The sequence below is a fragment of the Trichocoleus sp. AS-A1 genome (assembly GCF_039962015.1).
In the GTDB taxonomy this organism is placed as follows: Bacteria; Cyanobacteriota; Cyanobacteriia; order Cyanobacteriales; family FACHB-T130; genus FACHB-T130.
In genome coordinates this window covers 46876-66238 of the sequence record NZ_JAMPKG010000018.1, presented here as the reverse complement: position 1 = coordinate 66238, position 19363 = coordinate 46876, and the positions used below count along the sequence as shown (strand labels likewise).

General features: G+C 45.3%; 14 protein-coding genes. 13 read left to right on the top strand and 1 reads right to left on the bottom strand.

The features are described from left to right. Positions 1-15 precede the first annotated feature (15 nt). On the bottom strand, positions 16-807 hold the full coding sequence (locus NC994_RS15435; protein ID WP_190410635.1) for a fumarylacetoacetate hydrolase family protein: 792 nt from the start codon (positions 805-807) through the stop codon (positions 16-18). Between the two features lie 237 nt (positions 808-1044). On the opposite strand from NC994_RS15435, the gene rpsF reads away from it, so the two are divergent. The 13 genes from rpsF (at position 1045) to NC994_RS15370 (ending at position 19303) form a co-directional block, all read left to right on the top strand. Next, a complete protein-coding gene (gene rpsF, locus NC994_RS15430; protein ID WP_190439222.1) occupies positions 1045-1377 on the top strand; it encodes a 30S ribosomal protein S6 in 333 nt (110 codons plus the stop codon). A gap of 187 nt (positions 1378-1564) precedes the next feature. Next, on the top strand, positions 1565-4228 hold the full coding sequence (clpB, locus tag NC994_RS15425) for an ATP-dependent chaperone ClpB (RefSeq protein ID WP_190410637.1): 2664 nt from the start codon (positions 1565-1567) through the stop codon (positions 4226-4228). A gap of 97 nt (positions 4229-4325) precedes the next feature. Then, the gene (gene hpsE, locus NC994_RS15420) at positions 4326-5336 is read left to right on the top strand and encodes a hormogonium polysaccharide biosynthesis glycosyltransferase HpsE (RefSeq protein ID WP_190439217.1); all 1011 of its coding nucleotides are present in this window, start codon (positions 4326-4328) and stop codon (positions 5334-5336) included. Positions 5337-5524: 188 nt separating this feature from the next. Next, positions 5525-6685 carry a glycosyltransferase gene (locus NC994_RS15415; RefSeq protein WP_190439213.1) on the top strand — a complete coding sequence of 387 codons (1161 nt, stop codon included), beginning with the start codon at positions 5525-5527 and terminating at the stop codon, positions 6683-6685. A 52-nt stretch (positions 6686-6737) separates the two neighbouring features. Then, positions 6738-7907, top strand: a complete 1170-nt coding sequence (locus NC994_RS15410) for a glycosyltransferase family 4 protein (protein WP_190439210.1) — start codon at positions 6738-6740, stop codon at positions 7905-7907. Positions 7908-8368: 461 nt separating this feature from the next. Further along, a complete protein-coding gene (gene htpG / locus NC994_RS15405) occupies positions 8369-10381 on the top strand; it encodes a molecular chaperone HtpG (RefSeq protein WP_190439206.1) in 2013 nt (670 codons plus the stop codon). A 94-nt stretch (positions 10382-10475) separates the two neighbouring features. Continuing rightward, positions 10476-10712: a 50S ribosomal protein L28 gene (rpmB, locus tag NC994_RS15400; protein WP_190410643.1), complete on the top strand. Its 237-nt coding sequence runs from the start codon at positions 10476-10478 to the stop codon at positions 10710-10712. Between the two features lie 595 nt (positions 10713-11307). Next, a complete protein-coding gene (gene hpsA, locus NC994_RS15395) occupies positions 11308-15966 on the top strand; it encodes a hormogonium polysaccharide biosynthesis protein HpsA (protein ID WP_190439203.1) in 4659 nt (1552 codons plus the stop codon). A 45-nt stretch (positions 15967-16011) separates the two neighbouring features. Beyond that, positions 16012-16713, top strand: coding sequence for a hormogonium polysaccharide secretion pseudopilin HpsB (gene hpsB / locus NC994_RS15390; RefSeq protein ID WP_190439200.1), 702 nt, complete (start codon positions 16012-16014; stop codon positions 16711-16713). Between the two features lie 81 nt (positions 16714-16794). Continuing rightward, positions 16795-17772: a hormogonium polysaccharide secretion pseudopilin HpsC gene (hpsC, locus tag NC994_RS15385; RefSeq protein WP_190439197.1), complete on the top strand. Its 978-nt coding sequence runs from the start codon at positions 16795-16797 to the stop codon at positions 17770-17772. 17 nt (positions 17773-17789) lie between these two features. After that, on the top strand, positions 17790-18440 hold the full coding sequence (locus NC994_RS15380; RefSeq protein ID WP_190439194.1) for a prepilin-type N-terminal cleavage/methylation domain-containing protein: 651 nt from the start codon (positions 17790-17792) through the stop codon (positions 18438-18440). Positions 18441-18562: 122 nt separating this feature from the next. Next, positions 18563-18670: a prepilin-type N-terminal cleavage/methylation domain-containing protein gene (locus NC994_RS15375; RefSeq protein WP_199299756.1), complete on the top strand. Its 108-nt coding sequence runs from the start codon at positions 18563-18565 to the stop codon at positions 18668-18670. A 96-nt stretch (positions 18671-18766) separates the two neighbouring features. Further along, on the top strand, positions 18767-19303 hold the full coding sequence (locus tag NC994_RS15370) for a type II secretion system protein (protein WP_190439191.1): 537 nt from the start codon (positions 18767-18769) through the stop codon (positions 19301-19303). Positions 19304-19363: the final 60 nt, after the last annotated feature.

Genomic DNA, 19363 nt, shown 5'->3' with positions numbered 1-19363 from the left:
CAGGCAGAATCCTCGTTAGGGCGCGGCTGGTGTGGGACGTGACACAATCGTGTTTTCCATGTGACCGATGCCTTCAATTTCGATGCGAACGCGATCGCCCACCTGCATCGGACCAATCCCTTGAGGCGTTCCAGTCAACACCACGTCTCCCGGCAACAGTGTCATCACCTGAGAGATGTAAGACACTAGAAAATCGGGCGCAAATACCATCTGATTAATCAGTGCTGACTGCACCGGCTGGGGATCGTCATTGAGAAAAGTTTGCAAGCGGGCAGCCGGACTCAACTCACGGACGATCCACGGTCCCAAAGGACAAAAAGTATCAAATCCTTTTGCCCGCGTCCATTGAAGATCCTGCTTTTGCAGATCGCGGGCGGTAACATCATTGGCAATGGTGTAACCCCAAATTTTAGTTTGTGCCTCTTCTGGCGTACAGCAATAAACGCGATCGCCAATGATTAAAGCTAATTCGCCCTCGTAGTCCACTCGCTGTGACTGCGGGGGGTAGTGAATTTCTGTCCCCGCTGCGGTGACACACGTTGGCGGCTTGAGAAATAGTAACGGTTCTTTTGGCACATCCGTCCCCATTTCAGCGGCGTGGCTGGCATAATTTTTGCCCACCGCGATAATTTTAGACGGGGCACAAGGAGCCAGAATTTGATAAGTATCGGGTTCTAACTGCAAATCCGTAGGTTGCCCGTGTAACCAGGGAGGCGCATCAAGCACCTGAACGCCTCGGCTTAGTTGCAATAAACCGTAGTAAGTCTGTCCTTTTGCGGTTCGGACTCGGACGTAGCGCTGCGCCATAATGTTGACTGCTATTTGATTATGCTGATGTGTGGTCTGGACGTTGAGGTGAATTTACCCTGGTAACTTTGTACAATTGATGGACTGGTAGTAAGATTTTAATTCCTTGCTTCTTCATCTTTAGACGCTATAGGCTAGCGAGTTGAGATTTTCAAGGTGCGACTTCCATTCCCAATCCCAAACTTCCTAGTCCCAGTGCTAGAAGAAGCCGTCTTGTCCATAAGGAGATTAACAGCAATGCAGATCGTTTACGAAACTATGTACATCCTCCGTCCCGATTTGACCGAGGAACAAGTAAACTTGGCGATCGCCAAGTATCAAGGTATTTTGAGCGACAATGGGGCACACGACATCGAAATCCAGCATCGGGGTCGGCGGCGTCTAGCTCAAGATATCGGCAAGCATCGGGAAGGCATTTATGTCCAGATGAATTACCAATGCAATGGCAGCCAGATAGCGCCGATGGAACGGGCAATGCGTCTGTCGGAAGAAGTCATCCGCTACCTCACCATCAAGCAGGAAGTGCGCGAACCGAAGCCAGAGCCTGTTGAGGCAGAAGTAGTCAGTTAAGTGCGATTGGGGTGGAGTCTCTCCGCCCTTGTTGAGTCGAAAGGTGGACTTTCATCCCACCCTCCATTCCTTCCCTCACACCAGGGAGGGAATTTTTTTTAATTCGCAATCTGGCAATGAGCCATTGACTCCAGATTGTTATACTGACGTGTGAGACACGGTATTCGACTGAGATTCGTTTTATAAAATGCAGCCTACTGACCCTGCCAAGTTTACTGAGAAAGCCTGGGAAGCCATCATCAAATCTCAAGATGTGGCGCGTCGATTCAAAAATCAGCAGCTAGAGGTAGAGCATTTAACGATCGCGCTTCTGGAAGAAGAAGAAGGGCTGACAAATCGGATTTTGAGTCGAGTCAATGTGGACATCCAGGCGTTAAAGTCGCAACTCGAAGCCTTCACCCAACGCCAGCCCAAAGTCGCTGTCGTTGACCAGTTGTACCTGGGGAGGGGCTTAGATGTCATGTTAGACCGAGCTGAAGCCTCACGAACTACCTTGCAGGACGAATTCATCTCGGTAGAACATCTATTAGTCGGCTTCGTCGAAGATGACCGCATCGGACGCCGGTTGCTTAAAAGCTTCAACTTCGATCGGCAAAAGCTAGAAGCAACGATCAAAGAGGTTCGGGGTACGCAGAAAGTAAAAGACCAAAATCCCGAGGCTCGCTATGAAGCCTTGGAAAAGTACGGGCGCGACCTGACAGAAACAGCCAAATCCGGTAAGTTAGACCCCGTAATTGGGCGAGATGAGGAAATTCGCCGCGTGGTGCAGGTGCTATCTCGCCGGAGTAAGAACAACCCCGTTTTGATTGGGGAACCAGGAGTAGGTAAGACAGCGATCGCAGAAGGGTTAGCCCAGCGCATCATCAACGGCGATGTACCTGAATCTTTGAAGAACCGCCGCCTAATTGCCCTGGATATGGGGAGTCTGATTGCGGGAGCCAAATATCGGGGAGAATTTGAAGACCGCCTCAGATCGGTGCTAAAAGAAGTCATCGATTCAGTCGGTCAGATTGTCCTCTTTATTGATGAGATGCACACGGTGGTTGGTGCGGGTGCCACTCAAGGGGCAATGGATGCGAGTAACTTGCTTAAACCGATGCTGGCGCGGGGAGAACTGCGTTGCATTGGCGCGACGACCCTAGACGAGTACCGCAAGCACATTGAAAAAGATGCGGCACTCGAACGCCGGTTTCAACAAGTCTATGTTAATCAGCCCAGCGTAGAAGACACGGTTTCGATTCTGCGGGGGCTGAAAGAACGTTACGAAGTCCACCACGGCGTGAAGATTACCGATTCTGCCTTAGTTGCCGCCGCCAGCTTGAGCGATCGCTACATCACCGAGCGGTTTTTGCCAGATAAAGCAATTGACTTGGTCGATGAAGCTGCTGCCAAGCTGAAAATGGAGATTACGTCCAAGCCGGTAGAACTAGAGGCAATTGACCGACGGGTGATGCAGCTAGAGATGGAAAAGCTCTCCCTGCAAGGAGAAGGTCAACGGACGGGTTTAACAACCGTTGTGGGTGCCTTCCGTTCTTCTCAAGAGCGTTTAGAGCGTATTGAACAAGAGATTGCCTCCCTGAGCGAAAAACAAGTTCAACTCAGTTCCCAGTGGCAATCAGAAAAACAGCTCTTAGAAGACATTAACGCAGTGAAGGAGGAAGAAGATAAACTCCGGGTGCAAATAGAGCAGGCAGAACGCGCCTACGACCTTAACAAAGCTGCTCAGCTGAAGTATGGACGGTTGGAGGTTTTAGGACGCGACCGGGAAGCCAAAGAAGCCCAACTGTTGGAACTGCAATCTCGCGGTGCTGCCTTGCTGCGGGAAGAGGTACGCGAAGACGACATTGCCGAAATTGTCGCTAAATGGACGGGTATCCCAGTCAACCGCCTGCTAGAGTCGGAACGGCAAAAGCTACTCCAGCTTGAATCTCATCTCCACGAACGGGTGATCGGTCAGCAAGAAGCCGTTGCCGCCGTTTCTGCTGCTATCCGTCGCACCCGCGCGGGGATGAAAGATCCTAGTCGCCCGATCGGTTCTTTCCTGTTTATGGGGCCAACAGGGGTGGGCAAAACCGAGCTAGCCCGTGCCTTAGCTCAGTTCCTGTTTGACAGCGAGGACGCCCTGGTACGGATTGATATGTCCGAGTATATGGAAAAACACGCTGTCTCTCGCCTCGTAGGTGCCCCTCCAGGGTACGTCGGTTACGAAGAAGGCGGTCAACTGTCTGAGGCAATTCGCCGTCGCCCCTACTCGGTCGTGCTGCTGGATGAAGTGGAAAAAGCCCACCGCGATGTGTTCAACATCTTGCTGCAAGTGCTGGATGATGGAAGAATTACCGATTCCCAAGGCAGGACGGTAGATTTCCGGAATACGGTGATTGTGATGACAAGCAACATCGGCAGCGAGCATATTCTCGATCTGGGGGGGAACGAGGACCAGTACGAATTGATGCAGAAGAAAGTAACGGATGCTTTGCGATCGCATTTCCGCCCCGAATTCCTCAACCGCGTGGACGACATTATTCTCTTCCACCGGCTGGAACGCTCGGAACTGCGCCAGATTGTTAGTATTCAAATCAAACAGATTGAGAAGCTGCTAGCCGATCAAAAAATCACCATCGAACTCTCGGCAGCTGCCCAAGACCACTTGGCAGAAGTCGGCTACGATCCAATCTATGGTGCTCGTCCTTTGAAACGCGCCATTCAGCGTGAATTGCAAAATACCCTTGCCACAGCGCTGCTAGAAAATACCTTCGTGAGTGGCGACACCATCTTGGTTGATTGTGTGGACAATACGCTGACTTTCAGCAAAAAACAGTCCCTCAGCCTCCTTGAAGCTCAAATCATTTAACAATCATCAGTAGAGACGTTGCCTCTAAACGTCTCTACTGTTAGTCTGAAAGCAATACAACATCCAAAATTGATGCGACAACGCCAAGAACATATCCGTGGACTTTACTGTAGCCATTTGCACATATAACGGTGCAGAACGTCTGCCCGAAGTTCTAGATCAACTGCTTCATCAAGTTGGTACAGAGGATATTGAATGGGAAGTGCTAGTTGTTGACAACAACAGCAATGACGATACTGCTGCTGTCGTTGCTCGCTATGCAACCAATTGGCGTCAAGATAGCCAGTTAAGATATGTTTTTGAAGCCAAACAAGGCGCTACCTATGCTCGATATCGAGCCGTGCAGGAAGCTAGAAGCAGCGACTTGATTGGATTTTTGGATGACGATAATCTACCAGCAGACAACTGGATAGCCGAAGCTTATCGCTTTGGTTGCGATCGCCCTCAAGTGGGAGCCTATGGTGGCATTATTCATGCCAAACTCGATGAACTACCACCCCCCTACTTTGAGCAAATAAAAGGGTATCTTACTATCTATAACCGAGGTGCAACGCCTTTTCACTACAAGCGTTCCGATAAACCGCGCCGAATTCCTGCTGCACCCGGTTCAGTCATCCGGAAGCAGGCATGGCAAGACGCCGTTCCTCCTCCAGAAAAACTCCTAATACCTGGCAGAGACGAGAAAACAATGGCTGCCGGAGAAGATGCCGAAATAATGTTCTATATTCAAAATAGTAAGTGGGAAGTTTGGCACAATCCCAAAATGGAGATTTGGCATCATATTCCCCCATATCGATTAGAACAAGCCTATCTACTCAGACTGGCTCATGGATATGGCCTTTCCAATCATCTCACGCGAGTCACTCGGTTTTATCGATGGCAGCGTCCCTTCCTACCTTTTTTGATACCATTTTTTACATTACGCAATAGCTTAAAAATATTAATTTACTACCTAAAAAATAAAAATTCTTTACCCAATAATGTTGTTCAAGCTTGTGAACTTCAGTCCCAATTAGGGCAACTTTATAGCCCTTTTTTAGGAATATATAAAAAATTGCCAGTCAAAGATTTTATTAACGTAAACGCAAACTTTGAACAAAGTCAATGAACATAGCATGCACTACTTATCATGATATTTTTAATAGAGTCATATCGGGTTTAGTCAATAAGCAAATTCTAGTTTATTAAAGACAATTCTCGGAAATACTTCTTGAGGTTTCAGTTTAATTGCCTTAATATTTAGGTGTTTATTGAAAAATAACTATAGATGAACTCAAAATAAATATTAAAAAAGCAATGAAAATAGCATTTTTGACTCAATACGACTTTTCAAAAAAAGCAAACATTCCTCATCATCTACTTGGTCACTTTGGAAGTAGCTATTATATGTATAAAACACTAGAAGAACAATTCGATTCTTTTGAATATATTGGTTGTTTAAAAGAAAAACATTCATTGCTAGCAAAGTTAAAGTATCGTCTATATAAACCTATAACTAAAGATACTTATCAGTATTGGGCAGAACCATCTGCTGGTAGGAATTACGCTAATCAAATTTCCCAAAAGCTATTGAATACCAATGCTGATATAGTTGTATCTCCAAACATAAATTTGGTTGCTTATCTAGAGTGCAAGCAACATATTATTCTGTGGACTGACTCTCTTTACTCTGGAATTCTAAATTCTTTACCGAATGGAGTTCCTTGTAGAGAATCGATTAAGAATCTAACTCATATGGATTTATTAGCTTTAAAAAAATGTAAATTAGTTATATTTTCATCAGAACGGGCTGCTCAAGCAGTAATAAAAACTTATGAGGTTAATCCATCAAAAATAAAAGTAGTTCCTAGCGGCGCAAATATAGAATGTAACCGAACGTTAGATGATATTAAAAGTATTTTAATATCAAAAAGCTCAAAAACATGTAAATTGCTTTTTTTGGGAGTTAATTGGTTGAGAAAAGGCGGTGATATAGCTCTGGAGATTGCTAAAGAGCTAAATAAATCAGGTTTAACTACTGAATTAAGTATAGCAGGCTGTCAACCTATAAGTAATGAACCTTTACCCAAATTTGTGCGAACGTTTGGTTTTATAGATAGAGCGAAAAAGGAGGGTCAGCAAGTACTGGAACAATTATTTATGGAATCACATTTTCTTATTTTACCTTCAAGGGAAGACTGGACACCCGCTGTTATTCGGGAAGCAAGTTCATTTGGATTGCCATCCATATCGACAAATGTTGGTGGTATACCAACCATTCTTCGAGACAATTTCAATGGTAAAATATTTTCATTAGATGCTAGCGTGGCAGATTATTGTAGTTATATTTTACAAACCTTTAAGCAAGTTTATGAATATGATAGGATAGCAATTTCTTCATTTAATGAGTATCAGTCTCGATTAAATTGGAGCGTAGCCGGAAAAACTGTCAAAAGTCTATTAACAGAATTACTGTAGCTTAAGTTATAAATCAACTTAATTTTATCTAACCTAAAATTAGCTTAAATTCATGAAAATTGCTTATGTAACAACCTTTGAATTAACCAGGTATTCTAAGCCTCCCAAAAATCATGTAGGTATATGGGGAGCAGCTCATTACATTTCAAAAAATTTAGAATCTCAATCAATCGGCTTAAATTATATTAGCCCTTTGAAAAAAAAGTTTACATTGATAACCAAAATTAAGTGGAGCTTTTATCGATATTTATTTAAGAAAGATTATTACGGCTGGTCAGAACCCTTAGTCGTAAGAGATTATGCAACTCAAATTTCGAAAAAAATATCTGGTATAAACGCAGATATTGTGTTGTGTACAGAAAATGCACTGCCGGTTGCCTATCTTAACTGTGAGCAACCTATTGTGCTATGGATAGATACAACTTTGGCAGGATTGATTGATTTTTATCCTTATTTAAGCAATTTATGTAACAACACTAGAAATAATATATATATTTTAGAAAAATACGCATTAGATAGATGCAATTTAATAATATTTTCGTCAGACTGGGCTGCTCAAACAGCGATTAAACTCTATGGGATGAATCCGTCTAAAGTACAAGTCGTTCCTTGGGGAGCTAATATAGAGTGTAATCGGACAAAAGATGATATTTATAAGATATTGGAATCTAGAATTTCCCGTCCATGTAAATTACTATTCGTGGGTGTTGATTGGCTCCGCAAAGGGGGGAATATAGCCCTTGATGTAACGAAGCAATTAAACCAAATGGGCTTGAATACAACATTAACAGTAGTTGGGTGTAAACCAACTCTTAACGAGCCTCTGCCCAATTTTGTTGAAGTTCAAGGATTCATTGATAAATCTACCCAAGCAGGATTAAATAAATTGAATAAACTTATGACTGAATCCCATTTTTTAATTTTGCCTACTTTAGCAGATTGTTCCCCCCACGTCTTAATTGAAGCAAATTCCTTTGGAGTACCCTGTTTGGCAAGTGATGTAGGCGGTATTAAAACCATTATTAAAGAAAAGGTTAATGGTAGAACTTTTTCAATAGATGCTAGTGTTTCAAATTACTGCGACTATATAGTGTCTATAATGGAAGATTATACAGATTATAAAAAACTAGCTATGTCAGCTTTTGATGAGTATCAATCTCGGTTAAATTGGGCAAGTGTTAGCCAAAGCGTTAAACAATTATTGATAAACTTAGTTTCCTAAAGAAAAGAGAGTAAAATTTAAATCATATTGCCTATTGGGAGTTTAGCTGCATTGATGTCCGTCATCAACATGACTATAGCGACTAGTAGCGAACATAAAAAAATAGTTTATTAGCTCTTGTAGAGCAAAAACGCTTTGACTGAATAAACACTATTGGCAGATGAAGCTATAAAGTTTACTCAAGAAATTAAGTCCGACAATTGAAAAAATATCCCCCTCTTGAAACTCTATAACTACTAATTGGAACTAAAAAAACTGAATAATCAGCATTTTGTGTGGGGATTGAGCGATCGCGCCCAGTTACAATTTCCCTTACTAAACTAGAAAGTAGGGAAATCCGCATCTCGATGGGCGGGAATCCCATAGGGTTAAGCAGCTTTGTCCTCTACTCAGAACGAACAGCGATCGCTCACAATCAATATTTAAGATACTCCAAGCAAGCGAATTAGAGATCCCTAACTATGCTGGAACAAGGCACAATCACAATTCATACCGAGAATATTTTCCCGATTATCAAGAAATCTCTCTACACAGACCACGAGATCTTCTTGCGGGAACTGGTTTCAAACGCTGTGGATGCCATCCAGAAACTCAAGATGGTTTCCTTCGCAGGCGAATTCACCGGCGAACTGGGCGAACCAGAAATCAAAATCGCAATTGACAAAGACAAAAAAACTCTCTCCATCTCGGATAACGGTATCGGCATGACGGCAGAGGAGGTCAAGAAATACATCAACCAAGTTGCCTTCTCTAGCGCCGAAGAATTTATCCAAAAGTACAAAGCCAGCGCAGATCAACAAATTATCGGTCACTTCGGTCTTGGCTTCTACTCCTCCTTCATGGTGGCCCAAAAAGTCGAGATTGATACCCTTTCTTACCAGCAAGGAGCTTCCGCCGTCCACTGGTCTTGTGATGGTTCACCCGTATTTCAGTTAGAAGACTCACCAAAAACTGAACGCGGCACCACCATCACCCTCACGCTTCAGGATGAGGAAGTGGAATACCTGGAACCAATGCGGATTCGGCAGTTGGTAAAAACTTACTGCGACTTCATGCCAGTAGCTATCCAACTGGACGGAGAGACAATCAACCGCCAAAAGGCACCTTGGAAGGAATCGCCCCAAAATCTGACCAAAGAAGATTATCTAGAATTCTACCGCTACCTCTACCCTTTCCAAGAAGAGCCGCTGCTGTGGGTGCATCTTAACACCGACTATCCCTTCATCCTGAACGGGATTCTTTACTTCCCGAAGCTCAAGCCGGATGTAGACACCACCAAAGGGCAAATTAAGCTGTTCTGCAATCAAGTATTTGTCAGCGACCATTGCGAAGAAGTTATTCCCAAGTTCCTGCTGCCGCTGCGAGGCGTCATTGATAGCACTGACATCCCCTTGAATGTCTCCCGCAGTTCCTTAACCAACGACCGGACAGTGCGGAGAATTGCCGATTACATTGCCAAGAAAGTAGGCGATCGCTTGAAAGAACTTTACCGCGAAAATCGCGGCGAATATATCCGCTGCTGGCAAGACGTAGGCACTTTCGTCAAATTCGGCTCCCTCAACGACGACAAATTCAAAAAACAAGTCGAAGACATCCTGATTTATCGCACCACTGCGAACCTTACACCTGCGGCTCCAGAAACTGCTCAATCCGATATCCCAGCCGTTGAAGTGCAATCTCAAGAGGGCGATGTCTGGCAAGAAGTGACCCCAAGTCAAACCTCGGCTTCTTCACCTCTCAGCCCTCAGTCCGAAGCCCTCGCCACTAACTACACCACCCTCAAAGAGTACCTGGAACGGAATAAAGACCGCCACGAAAATCGAGTTTTTTACTGCACCGATGAAGTCTCCCAGGCGACCTACGTAGGACTACACAAAAACCAAGGTCTAGAAGTCCTGTTTATGGACTCCTTCATAGACTCTCACTTCATCAGCTTCCTAGAGCATGAACATCCGAATGTTAAGTTCTCCCGCGTAGACTCTGACCTCGACCAAACCCTGCTTGACCAGGATAAAGCAGGAGAAATTGTTGACCCCAAAACTAACAAAACTCGCTCAGAACAGATCAAAGAGTTATTTCAGAAAGCCCTCAACAAGCCCAAACTGAACATCCGCACCGAGGCGCTCAAGTCAGATGATCCTCAGGGAACCCCACCAGCAATGGTACTCTTGCCAGAAGTTCTGCGGCGTCTGCGGGAGATGAACGCATTGATGCAGCAGCAAAACGTTGAGTTTCCCGAAGAACACACCTTAGTGGTCAATACCGCGCACCCGCTGATTCAAAATCTAGTTCAGTTGAGCCAAGGTAGTATTATCCAAGGTGACGGTCAATCGCCCACCGGCGATTTGGCTAATCTGATGTGCCAGCATATCTATGATTTGGCGCTAATGGCTCAGAAAGGATTTGACGCTGAAGGGATGAAATCCTTTGTGGAACGGTCGAATCAAGTGCTAACTCGTCTGACAGAACGCTAGGCGAGTATGGGTGGGCAGTGCCCACCTAAGCAATAGCTTGGGTACAATCTAAAAGCTATATCTAAATAACGACCGAAAATCTGGAGATTAGACTATGTCGCGCAAATGTCAGCTGACCGGCAAAAAGGCGAATAATGCCTATGCAGTTTCTCACTCTCACCGGCGTACCAAAAAGCTACAGGAAGCAAATCTGCAATGGAAACGGGTTTGGTGGCCTCAAGGGAATCGCTGGGTGAAGCTAAGGCTTTCTACGAAGGCAATCAAGACTCTAGAGCTAAAGGGTCTGCAAACGATGGCTAAAGAAGCGGGAATTAACCTGAATCACTATTAGTACAGCCTCTAGAGAGTCCCTGAGTGCTTATAGCTTCTAGTAGAGACGTTGCCCGCGATGTCTCTACACTTTGTTATTTATTTGCTGCCTGATACCCCACTTCATGGTGCGTGTTGGGCAGTTTCTTTATTTTTTTACTAGAGGTGATAGGTTTTGCACAACATCTGGGTATCTTAACTACAGTAAATCTACCCCGATTTTTTGTTAAGTTGTGTTGAAGCTAAACGCTATGTTTGCAAAGATGGTTTATAGAGACTCTTAAATCTATCCCTTGGGGGAAGCGCACATCTAGCCTTTATTCCAGAATACGGAACCGACATTTCTACTCCGGAAAGGTACTGAAAAATTTAACAAGCCATTAAACAGCCGTTAAACATCTGAGTGCGTAGTTTCCCGGTTGCCCGCCAGAAATTGGGTTGTTAAGACAGAGGAGAAATGTCGAACTATAAATTTTTGATGAAGCTTCCCCTCACCTCATAAAAAGCGAAATTTTAGGCATTCAGCCTTTTCTCAACCCTTTCGACGCCAGTTCTTAATTTTTTAAGTTTTAAACTCTTCATTCCACCCATCTCTCACCTTTGACAGGAAAGCAGCCATGTCATCCCGCAACAAGCTAGTTAAAGCTATCCAGAATTTTTTCCGACAAATGATGCAGCTAGCAAGAGTGATTACCAAAACGCTCATGAACTGGCTCTTGCGGAGCTTAATGGTTATCGGTCGAAGCTCAAAGCTTAGTACGGCAGGATTTTTGCTGCCAACTGTCACAATGGTGATTTTGGTGGTCATATTGCTCACCACCGCCATGATGTTCCGAGCTTTCGATCGATCTAAAAATGCCAGCAATATTCGGGTAGATACGGCAGTGCTGGCGGCTGGAACTCCAGCGATTGATCGCGCTAAAGCTAAGATAGCAGCTTTATTTACTGACCCCACACTGCCGCGCTCAACGCCTGGGGATAGCCCTCTCTCCGAGGCTATGACCAGCAGTATTAAAGCCTATACGCTGGGTGATGAGGTTCCGTTGAAGCTGGGTTTTGATATAGATAAAAATGGCGGTGCGTTAAATGAAACAGGTCAGCTGGAAAAGCAAGAAACCCTAAAAACTGCTTGGAGATATCCAGTTGATACAGATAACGATGGCAAGTTTGATAGTTTTACGCTATACGGTATTTTCTTTCGGAGTCCTACTCGCGATACTAGCGGAAAATTTGATCGACCTCGAAACCCTTTAGAAGCCAGAACGCCTCCCTTAGATGAAAGTTCAACCAGCAATCAGTGCCCAGCCGCATCAGGTACTAGCGCTAGCTTAGTGGGGGACACAAACTGGCAAAAATTAGGCTCGAAGCTGAAGAAAAGTTTCTATGTTTTTACTGCTACTGTACCGATTACAGATGTCGCGGCTCTCGGTCTGGATACGGGTACAAATGCAGGTAAATATGAAGCAGCAAAAACCAAAGGATTTTCGGCGCTGGAGTTTCAGCAAGATCAAGCTCGCATCCCCCTCACTAACAATGCGGTTGTCTATGAAGACGATCTAGAGATTGCACCAGGCGCTGGTTTAAAGCTGAATGGACGTATATTTGCGAATGCTAACTTGCTAACTGGTAAAGTCTTCGATCCTATCAGGCTATATCAAGTAAGTAGCCCAGATTCTTGTTTCTTTGAGGCAGAAAATAGCAAAATTATAGTCGGTGGCAACGTAGGGAATGGTCGCATTACTGGGGAGGGAGAAGGAAATGGAGTTCAGGTAGATTTATTTAACCCAGATGCTAATCCCGGAGCTAATCCTCTTGGTGCTAATATCAATGCTACCAATAAGTCTGTGGCGGAAACAGCAACAGATACAGCCTATAATAGCCTGGCTTATGCTCAACGGTTGAACTTATTAGTAGATGCACAGTTTGCTAAAGCTGATACAACAGATCCATCGGAAGTTAAGACTAATATTGTCAAGCGCCAAGCAGCATCTGGCAACACTTTAGATCCAGTCGAGTTACGCCGAGAAGAACTGGAAATCTACTTTGGGAAACGCCTGCGCCGCGTTCCATTTAAGGAAGTTGCTTTTGGAGCCAGCGGGGTAGGTACTGAAACGGCAGCGAGTGTGCTGCTAGGTAGCGGCGATTCTTTAAGACCTTTGGATAAGTGGGTATATCCGTTTGATTTCACAAATAATAATACCTCTAACACTGGCTTGACGCTGCAACTTAATAAACTACCGGCGACAGAACCGCAAAAACAGCAGGAGGTTTATAAGGGGCGGGAAAAATTGATTGGCGATCGCATTTTGGTCGGCAACAACCTGCCTTTCCTCTGGTATGACACCACAACAGCAAAGTTCATCGGGAAAGACTCGCCTCAAAAGGTTCTACCTACGAACAACTGGGATGAAGTGGGTAACAACCCTGCTACTCAGGCTCGCACCCGCACCACCCGCGTCGATAAGCTTACGAGTCTAAATGCGGGTGTTACGGAGCGGGACGGTTTAATGGAACAAAAAGCCGCTGAGGCGAAACCGAACCCGCTCGATAATCAGGGGGGTTTGCGTATAGTCACAGGTGCAGGAATTTATGTTGATGATGATGGGATTGTTGCAAATGGAGTAGCCCTCAGACCCCGCACCGCAAATTCCTTTCTGCCGAATCCTACCCTTAATACAGGTGCGACGCCGCCGCCTAACTACGCTGCTTTGCCTAACATCTATGTCTGGCCTGACTCTATGCCTATGTCAGGTGTAGTGAATGTAAGTGGAGTTCTACAGCCAAGAAAGGGCGACCTGCTCATGAGAGCCACAGCCGTTTATCACTACGCGCAAGAAGCGGGAGCCGCTCAGAAACCAATTGCATGTGTGAGTAGCTACTACAACCCTACAAATGCGATTACTGCCCAAAACGAACAGGCTCTGCTAACAAACTGGACAAATCCTTCAGCTGATCAAACCGCAAGTCCGGGTGGGTTGGCGAATGGCAAGTCCAACAACGGCATCGTTTACGCTTTTCCTGGCAGAAATATTGCTGCCTATTTGCCTGAGTTAACCCGACAGGCCCGACTGGTATTTCCTGATGGGCGGATTGCTAATGAACCATTAAGAAATGCTTTGGAAAAAAATACTCTAAATAAGCCACTGTCGCTAGCTGAAAATTCAGCAATTGATACAGCGATTTGTGCGATAGAGCTTTTAAAAACTACTAGCCCAGTGCCAATGGCTGCTCCGCCAGTCCCTCATGGAGCCATCTACGAAACAACATTCCTTGACGCTAGAGAGATAAAATCCATTGGGACTGCCACAGCCCCACTTAGTACAGATTACAATCGCAGCCTTGAATTGCGTCAGCCTCTAGAAGTTCGGGCTACAGTATTAGATTTAAATCTACTGCGGACAAAAACAATTGCCGGTGGCCCTGGCGGACAAGAATATTTGATACCAAACAGCGGCATTATTTATGCCACTCGTGATGACGCACTACTGGATAAAAGCAATAGCAGCAAACTGGTAAGTCCAACTGACTATCAGCTTGACTCAACCCGCCGCCCCAACGCGATTGTGTTAACAAATGGCAGCAATTTAAGCCGCCAGACGGCTTACAGACCTGAAGAAAAAGGGTTTATCTTGGCTAGCAACTTGCCTGCTTACGTAAAGGGGGACTTTAATTTACACAGCAGCGGCGAAGAGTTTAAAGGTGGCAGCTTGTTGGCAGATGATTGGAGCAATTTCTACGCTCGCACCGCTGCGAATATAAACGACAACTTCGCCTGTCGCACAGGTGACCCTAGACTTCCTAACAACAAATGTCAAACAGGTGATACGTGGCGATCGGCAACAGTTTTAGCAGATGCCGTTACTCTGCTTTCTAATAATTACAGGTTCGGTTTCCGGAATGAGGGAGACTTTGACCTAAGAAATAATCAAGGAAATATAGCTTCACCGGCGTACAGCCAAAATGGCTTCTTTGACAATAACTTCCTCACCAGTAGCGATTGGTTTCAGCCAGCAGATGGCTTTCCTAAAGACTTTGATATAGCTCCTACTGCTACTGGAGTTCAGGGCAGTTCCTATGTCAACAACTTTGTTACTCCAATTCAGCGACGGGTAAATTCCTCAGAGTATTTGATGGAAGTCTGTCCGAAACTGCCTGTTTCGAGCTGTACACCTAACGACTGGTGGGTTAAGCTACCCGCACCCTTCGATAACTCTGCCCCTACAGCAGGCATAAAAGCCTCAGCAATCACTCCCGGTACTACTGATTTCGATCCAGCTATTCATAAGGCAGGAACGACGGCTCAACTTGCGGCTCCAGAATACCAACGCTATGCCCGTCGAGTCGCTTTCTGGCGGAATAGCAGTAACCAGTTGCTGAAATCAGACGGAGCACCAATAATTAACAACACCCCAGCAGTTCCTTTGGGTCTCATAGGTACAGGTGCAGGGAAAATAAATCGACTGGCGTACCCAACGGTACCTAGGACAGCAAATAACGCACTATGGTTTAGGACAAGCAATAGCACCACAGACCCAACTGCGGGAAGTACTTATGCAAACAATAAGCCCCTGTTCTACCTCAAACCATTAACCGCTGGAACAACCGAGCAGCCGCTGTTAGTACCCGTTCTGCAAATACACACACCGACTGGTACCCCCGGTAGCGCTACCCTCAATCCACAGGGTATATCTACAGATACGGGCAAAAACTGGATGCAGACAGCTACTGAGACAAAATCTAATCTAGTAGCGATCGCTGGTGACACACCTCCACGTCCTACAGAATCTAACGGCGGTTTGGAAAACTTTGTGCGTTTCTTAGAAAACTGGGAAAACGTTAATAGCCGGATTAGTGGTTCATTAATCCAGTACAAACGCAGTGCCTACGCTACAGCCCCCTGGCAAACAATTCAACTAGCTGGTTCTACCCCCAAGGGAGACACAACTCTGTTCGGCGCAGACTACCGACAGGTTTATAGAACTAAAAACACCCCACTCACCGGGAGCAGCACTGAGGGGATGTCGCCCTTCTATTACCCACCTAACCGCCAATGGGGCTATGATGTGGGCCTGCTGTCTCAGTTGCCTGATTTGATTACGCAACAATTCACACAACCGCCTACTACTCCTCCTAGCGAATACTTTAGAGAAGTAAATCGGGACGATCCGTGGATTGAAACATTATTGTGTGCGGCAACAGCCGATGCTCAAGGTAAAGCTGCGGGAGCAGCCATTAATGCAAACCAGCGTCCTAGTAACTGCCCTGCCATTCCATAACAACTGATAGAGCCGTGTCCAGAACCTATTGGGATTTAGCTGACCATGATTAAGCGCAAGCGCAAGCACAAGCACGTTTCCTCCCAGTCTAGCGAGACTGGTTTCACCTTGATTGAGTCGTTGCTGGCAATTATTGTGATTGCTATCTTAATGACAGCGATCGCACCAGTTATTGTTCTGTCCACAGCAACCAGGCTACAGGCTAAACGGGTGGAACTGGCCTCTAAAGCCGCTTCAACCTACATTGATGGTGTCCGCTCTGGCAAGGTAGCTTCTCCACCTATCACCAGCACAACTATGCTAGGTACAGTAGCCCCCCCAACTTCCGGAACTTTAACCTGCTCTAAGAACATAGATTATTGCACTTCACCAGCTAACTTATACTGCGTTGATGGTGACGGTAATGGAACGTGTACCACAGATAGCCTCCAAGACATGATAGTTCAAGGGTTTGGCTACTCAAGTTCATACGTAACTGCAACTGATGCTAGCAAAGGCTACAGCCTCGGGGTGCGAGTTTACAGGGCAGATGCCTTTAAGAGCGGTACGACGTTGGTAGGAGGTGGAGGTGAAACCCAATCTAGTTTCACAGGTGGAGTCACGGCTACAAAACAAATTGATGCTACTCGACGTGAAGCGCCACTCGTGCAAACAACCACGGAAATTGCCCCGACAGGTCAATCCTCGTTGAATGATTTGTGCGCTCGCATTAAAAAACCGGATGGTATCAGCAAAGGTTGTCAGTAGAGGCTGGCTTGGAGTAAACAAAGCGCCATTATCAAATTCTTTGACTGCTCTATATTGGTCAGTAAAAGGGGAAACAGCAGCATGATTAGTCCACTCGAATTTATTCTGAATACTCAGCTAAAGCTAAAGCGCTCTCATCTGGGTCGGAAAACAGGCGGCTTTACCCTGATTGAACTGCTGGTGGCTATGATTATGGCAGCTCTAGTAATAACGCCTTTGCTAGGATTCATGCTCAATATTTTGGAAACAGATCGCAAAGAACAGGCAAAGGCAAACACTGAGCAAGAAATCCAATCAGCCCTTGGTTACATCGCCCAAGATTTGCAAGAGGCAGTTTATATTTACGATGCCAATGGGGTAAATGCAATTAAAGCCCAAATACCACCCCTTGCAGGGACCCCTGGTTGTGCTACTGGTAGCAGCTGTACGCCTGTCGTCGTATTCTGGAAGCGTGAAGTCAAAAAAGGTGTTGTCCCTGTTACAGGGGCAGCTAAAAACCAGAGTGACGATGCTGTAGTGTATTCTTTAGTTGCCTACTATCTCATTAAAACTCCTGACTCTACGTGGTCTAATAAAGCTCGGATTGGACGATTTCAAATTGAAGATAGGGTGAAAAATCCCAAAAATACTGTGGCTCTGGCTAGCAATTCCTCAGCCTATATTGGTTCTGAAACGGCTGAAAATAAGGGTTTTAAAATGTTTGACGCCAACCTTTCGGGTGGGATCACAAGCATCATGACTCAGTGGACAAAAGGCGCTGATGCATATCAGGCCCCCACACGCATCCTAGTTGATTATATTGACTCGGATTCCGCTATAGGGACTTGCCAACCTACCATAGACCCAACGACAGGACAGTCAAAGACAGTTACACCTATTGGAATAAATGGCTTTTATGCTTGTGTCGTAGATCCAGCCCAAGCGCTAGCACAAGTATTTATCAAAGGAAATGCCACAGCTCGATTTAAACCAGATGCTACTTGCGATGCCAGTAAGCCTGGTACATCTTGTCCATCTGCAAGTGTCCAAGTAAAAGGCCGCGGTTCGCTGGGTCTTTAATAGGCAAAGAGGAAATTATGAGAAGCTTAATTATACCAAAGAGATTACAGCGATCGCATTTAGTAGAAGCAGCAAAGAAAGCTCGGCATAGGGACAAGCCAACTGCCTCTAGCTCTGGCTTTACGATGATCGAGTTGCTGGTAGTAATTATAATAGTTGGGATTTTAAGCGCGATTGCAGCGCCAGGTTGGCTTGGCTTTCTGAATCGTCAACGAGTGAATGCTGTTAACGATGCCGCCTTAAATGCCCTTCGAGAAGCCCAGCGAGAGGCTAAAAGGACAAAGCGCGATTATAGTGTCAGTTTTAAAACTGACGGTCAAGTTCCGAAGATGGTTGTTCATCGTGCTGATGTTTCTGCCGCTACTATTCCTGCTAATGAGTGGAAGAAGTTAGGAGAAAATCAAGACATCAAACCAGGTCAAATTTTACTTTACACCAACATCAATACTCCTAACAAAGTTGGCAGTGTCAGTTATGCTCCAACAACTGCGAAAACAATTACTTTTAATTATCAGGGTACTCTACCACAGGATGCCGACACAGGTTTAACTATCGCAGTGGCTACAGCCAATAGTAGTTATACAGCGCCTACAGGACCCAAGCGGTGCGTCAAGGTGGCAACTTTATTGGGGGCAATCCAAGCCGCGACAGATGATAAATGCCCTTAGTTAATAGCTGGAAACATAGCTAATTAAAAATCAGCGAAGATACAGAATCCGAAACACGCACCCAAAGAAGAAACTTGAGAAGTTGGGTGCGAATTTTGTGCATATAGGTAATCCACAAAAGATTGCAACTCTCAACCGCTGGATTTACGCTGATAGAGAGCTTAGCAGTAATTTTAATAATAGGGATATTGGGCGCGATCGCTATTGGAAAAAATACTGACTACAACTAATAGTCAATTGTAAAAATCAGCGAAGATACGGAACTCAAAAGACACATCAAACAAGGAAACTTGAGAAATTGGGTGTGTCTTTTTAGTATCTAGCTAATGCGTAAAAAGTTATCTAATTGCTCCAGCGGCGGGTTCACGCTGATAGAGAGTTTAGTAGTAATTTTAATAATAGGGATTTTAAGCGCGATCGCCGCCCCCAGTTGGGTGGGATTTCTCAATGCCCAACGTCTCAGAGTCGCCCAAGACCAAGTTTACCGAGCGATGCGAGAAGCCCAAAGCAACGCTAAGCGCGACAAAGTTGCTTGGGAAGCTAGCTTTCAAGAACAAAATGAAGTTGTTCAGTGGGCAGTTCACCGTGCCGGTATTAACCCCAGCCCCGGACAATGGCAGAATTTTGAGCAAAGTATTCAAATAGACGCTCCTAATACCACCTTAGCTTCACAGTCCTTAGGTAGTCCGCGCCGAGTTCGGTTTGACTATAGAGGTTGCGTAATTATGAATCCGCAAGAGAACTTATATCTGGCAAGGGTAACGCTGAACATTAAGAATGGTGGGGAAATCAAACGCTGTGTATTTGTTTCCACCCTTTTGGGAGCGATGCGAAAAGAGCAAGATAAAGGTTGCAAAGTGTGAATGCGATCGCTATTCTCGCTTGGTAATCAGGAATGCGATCGCATCTAGATTTCCGTTCCC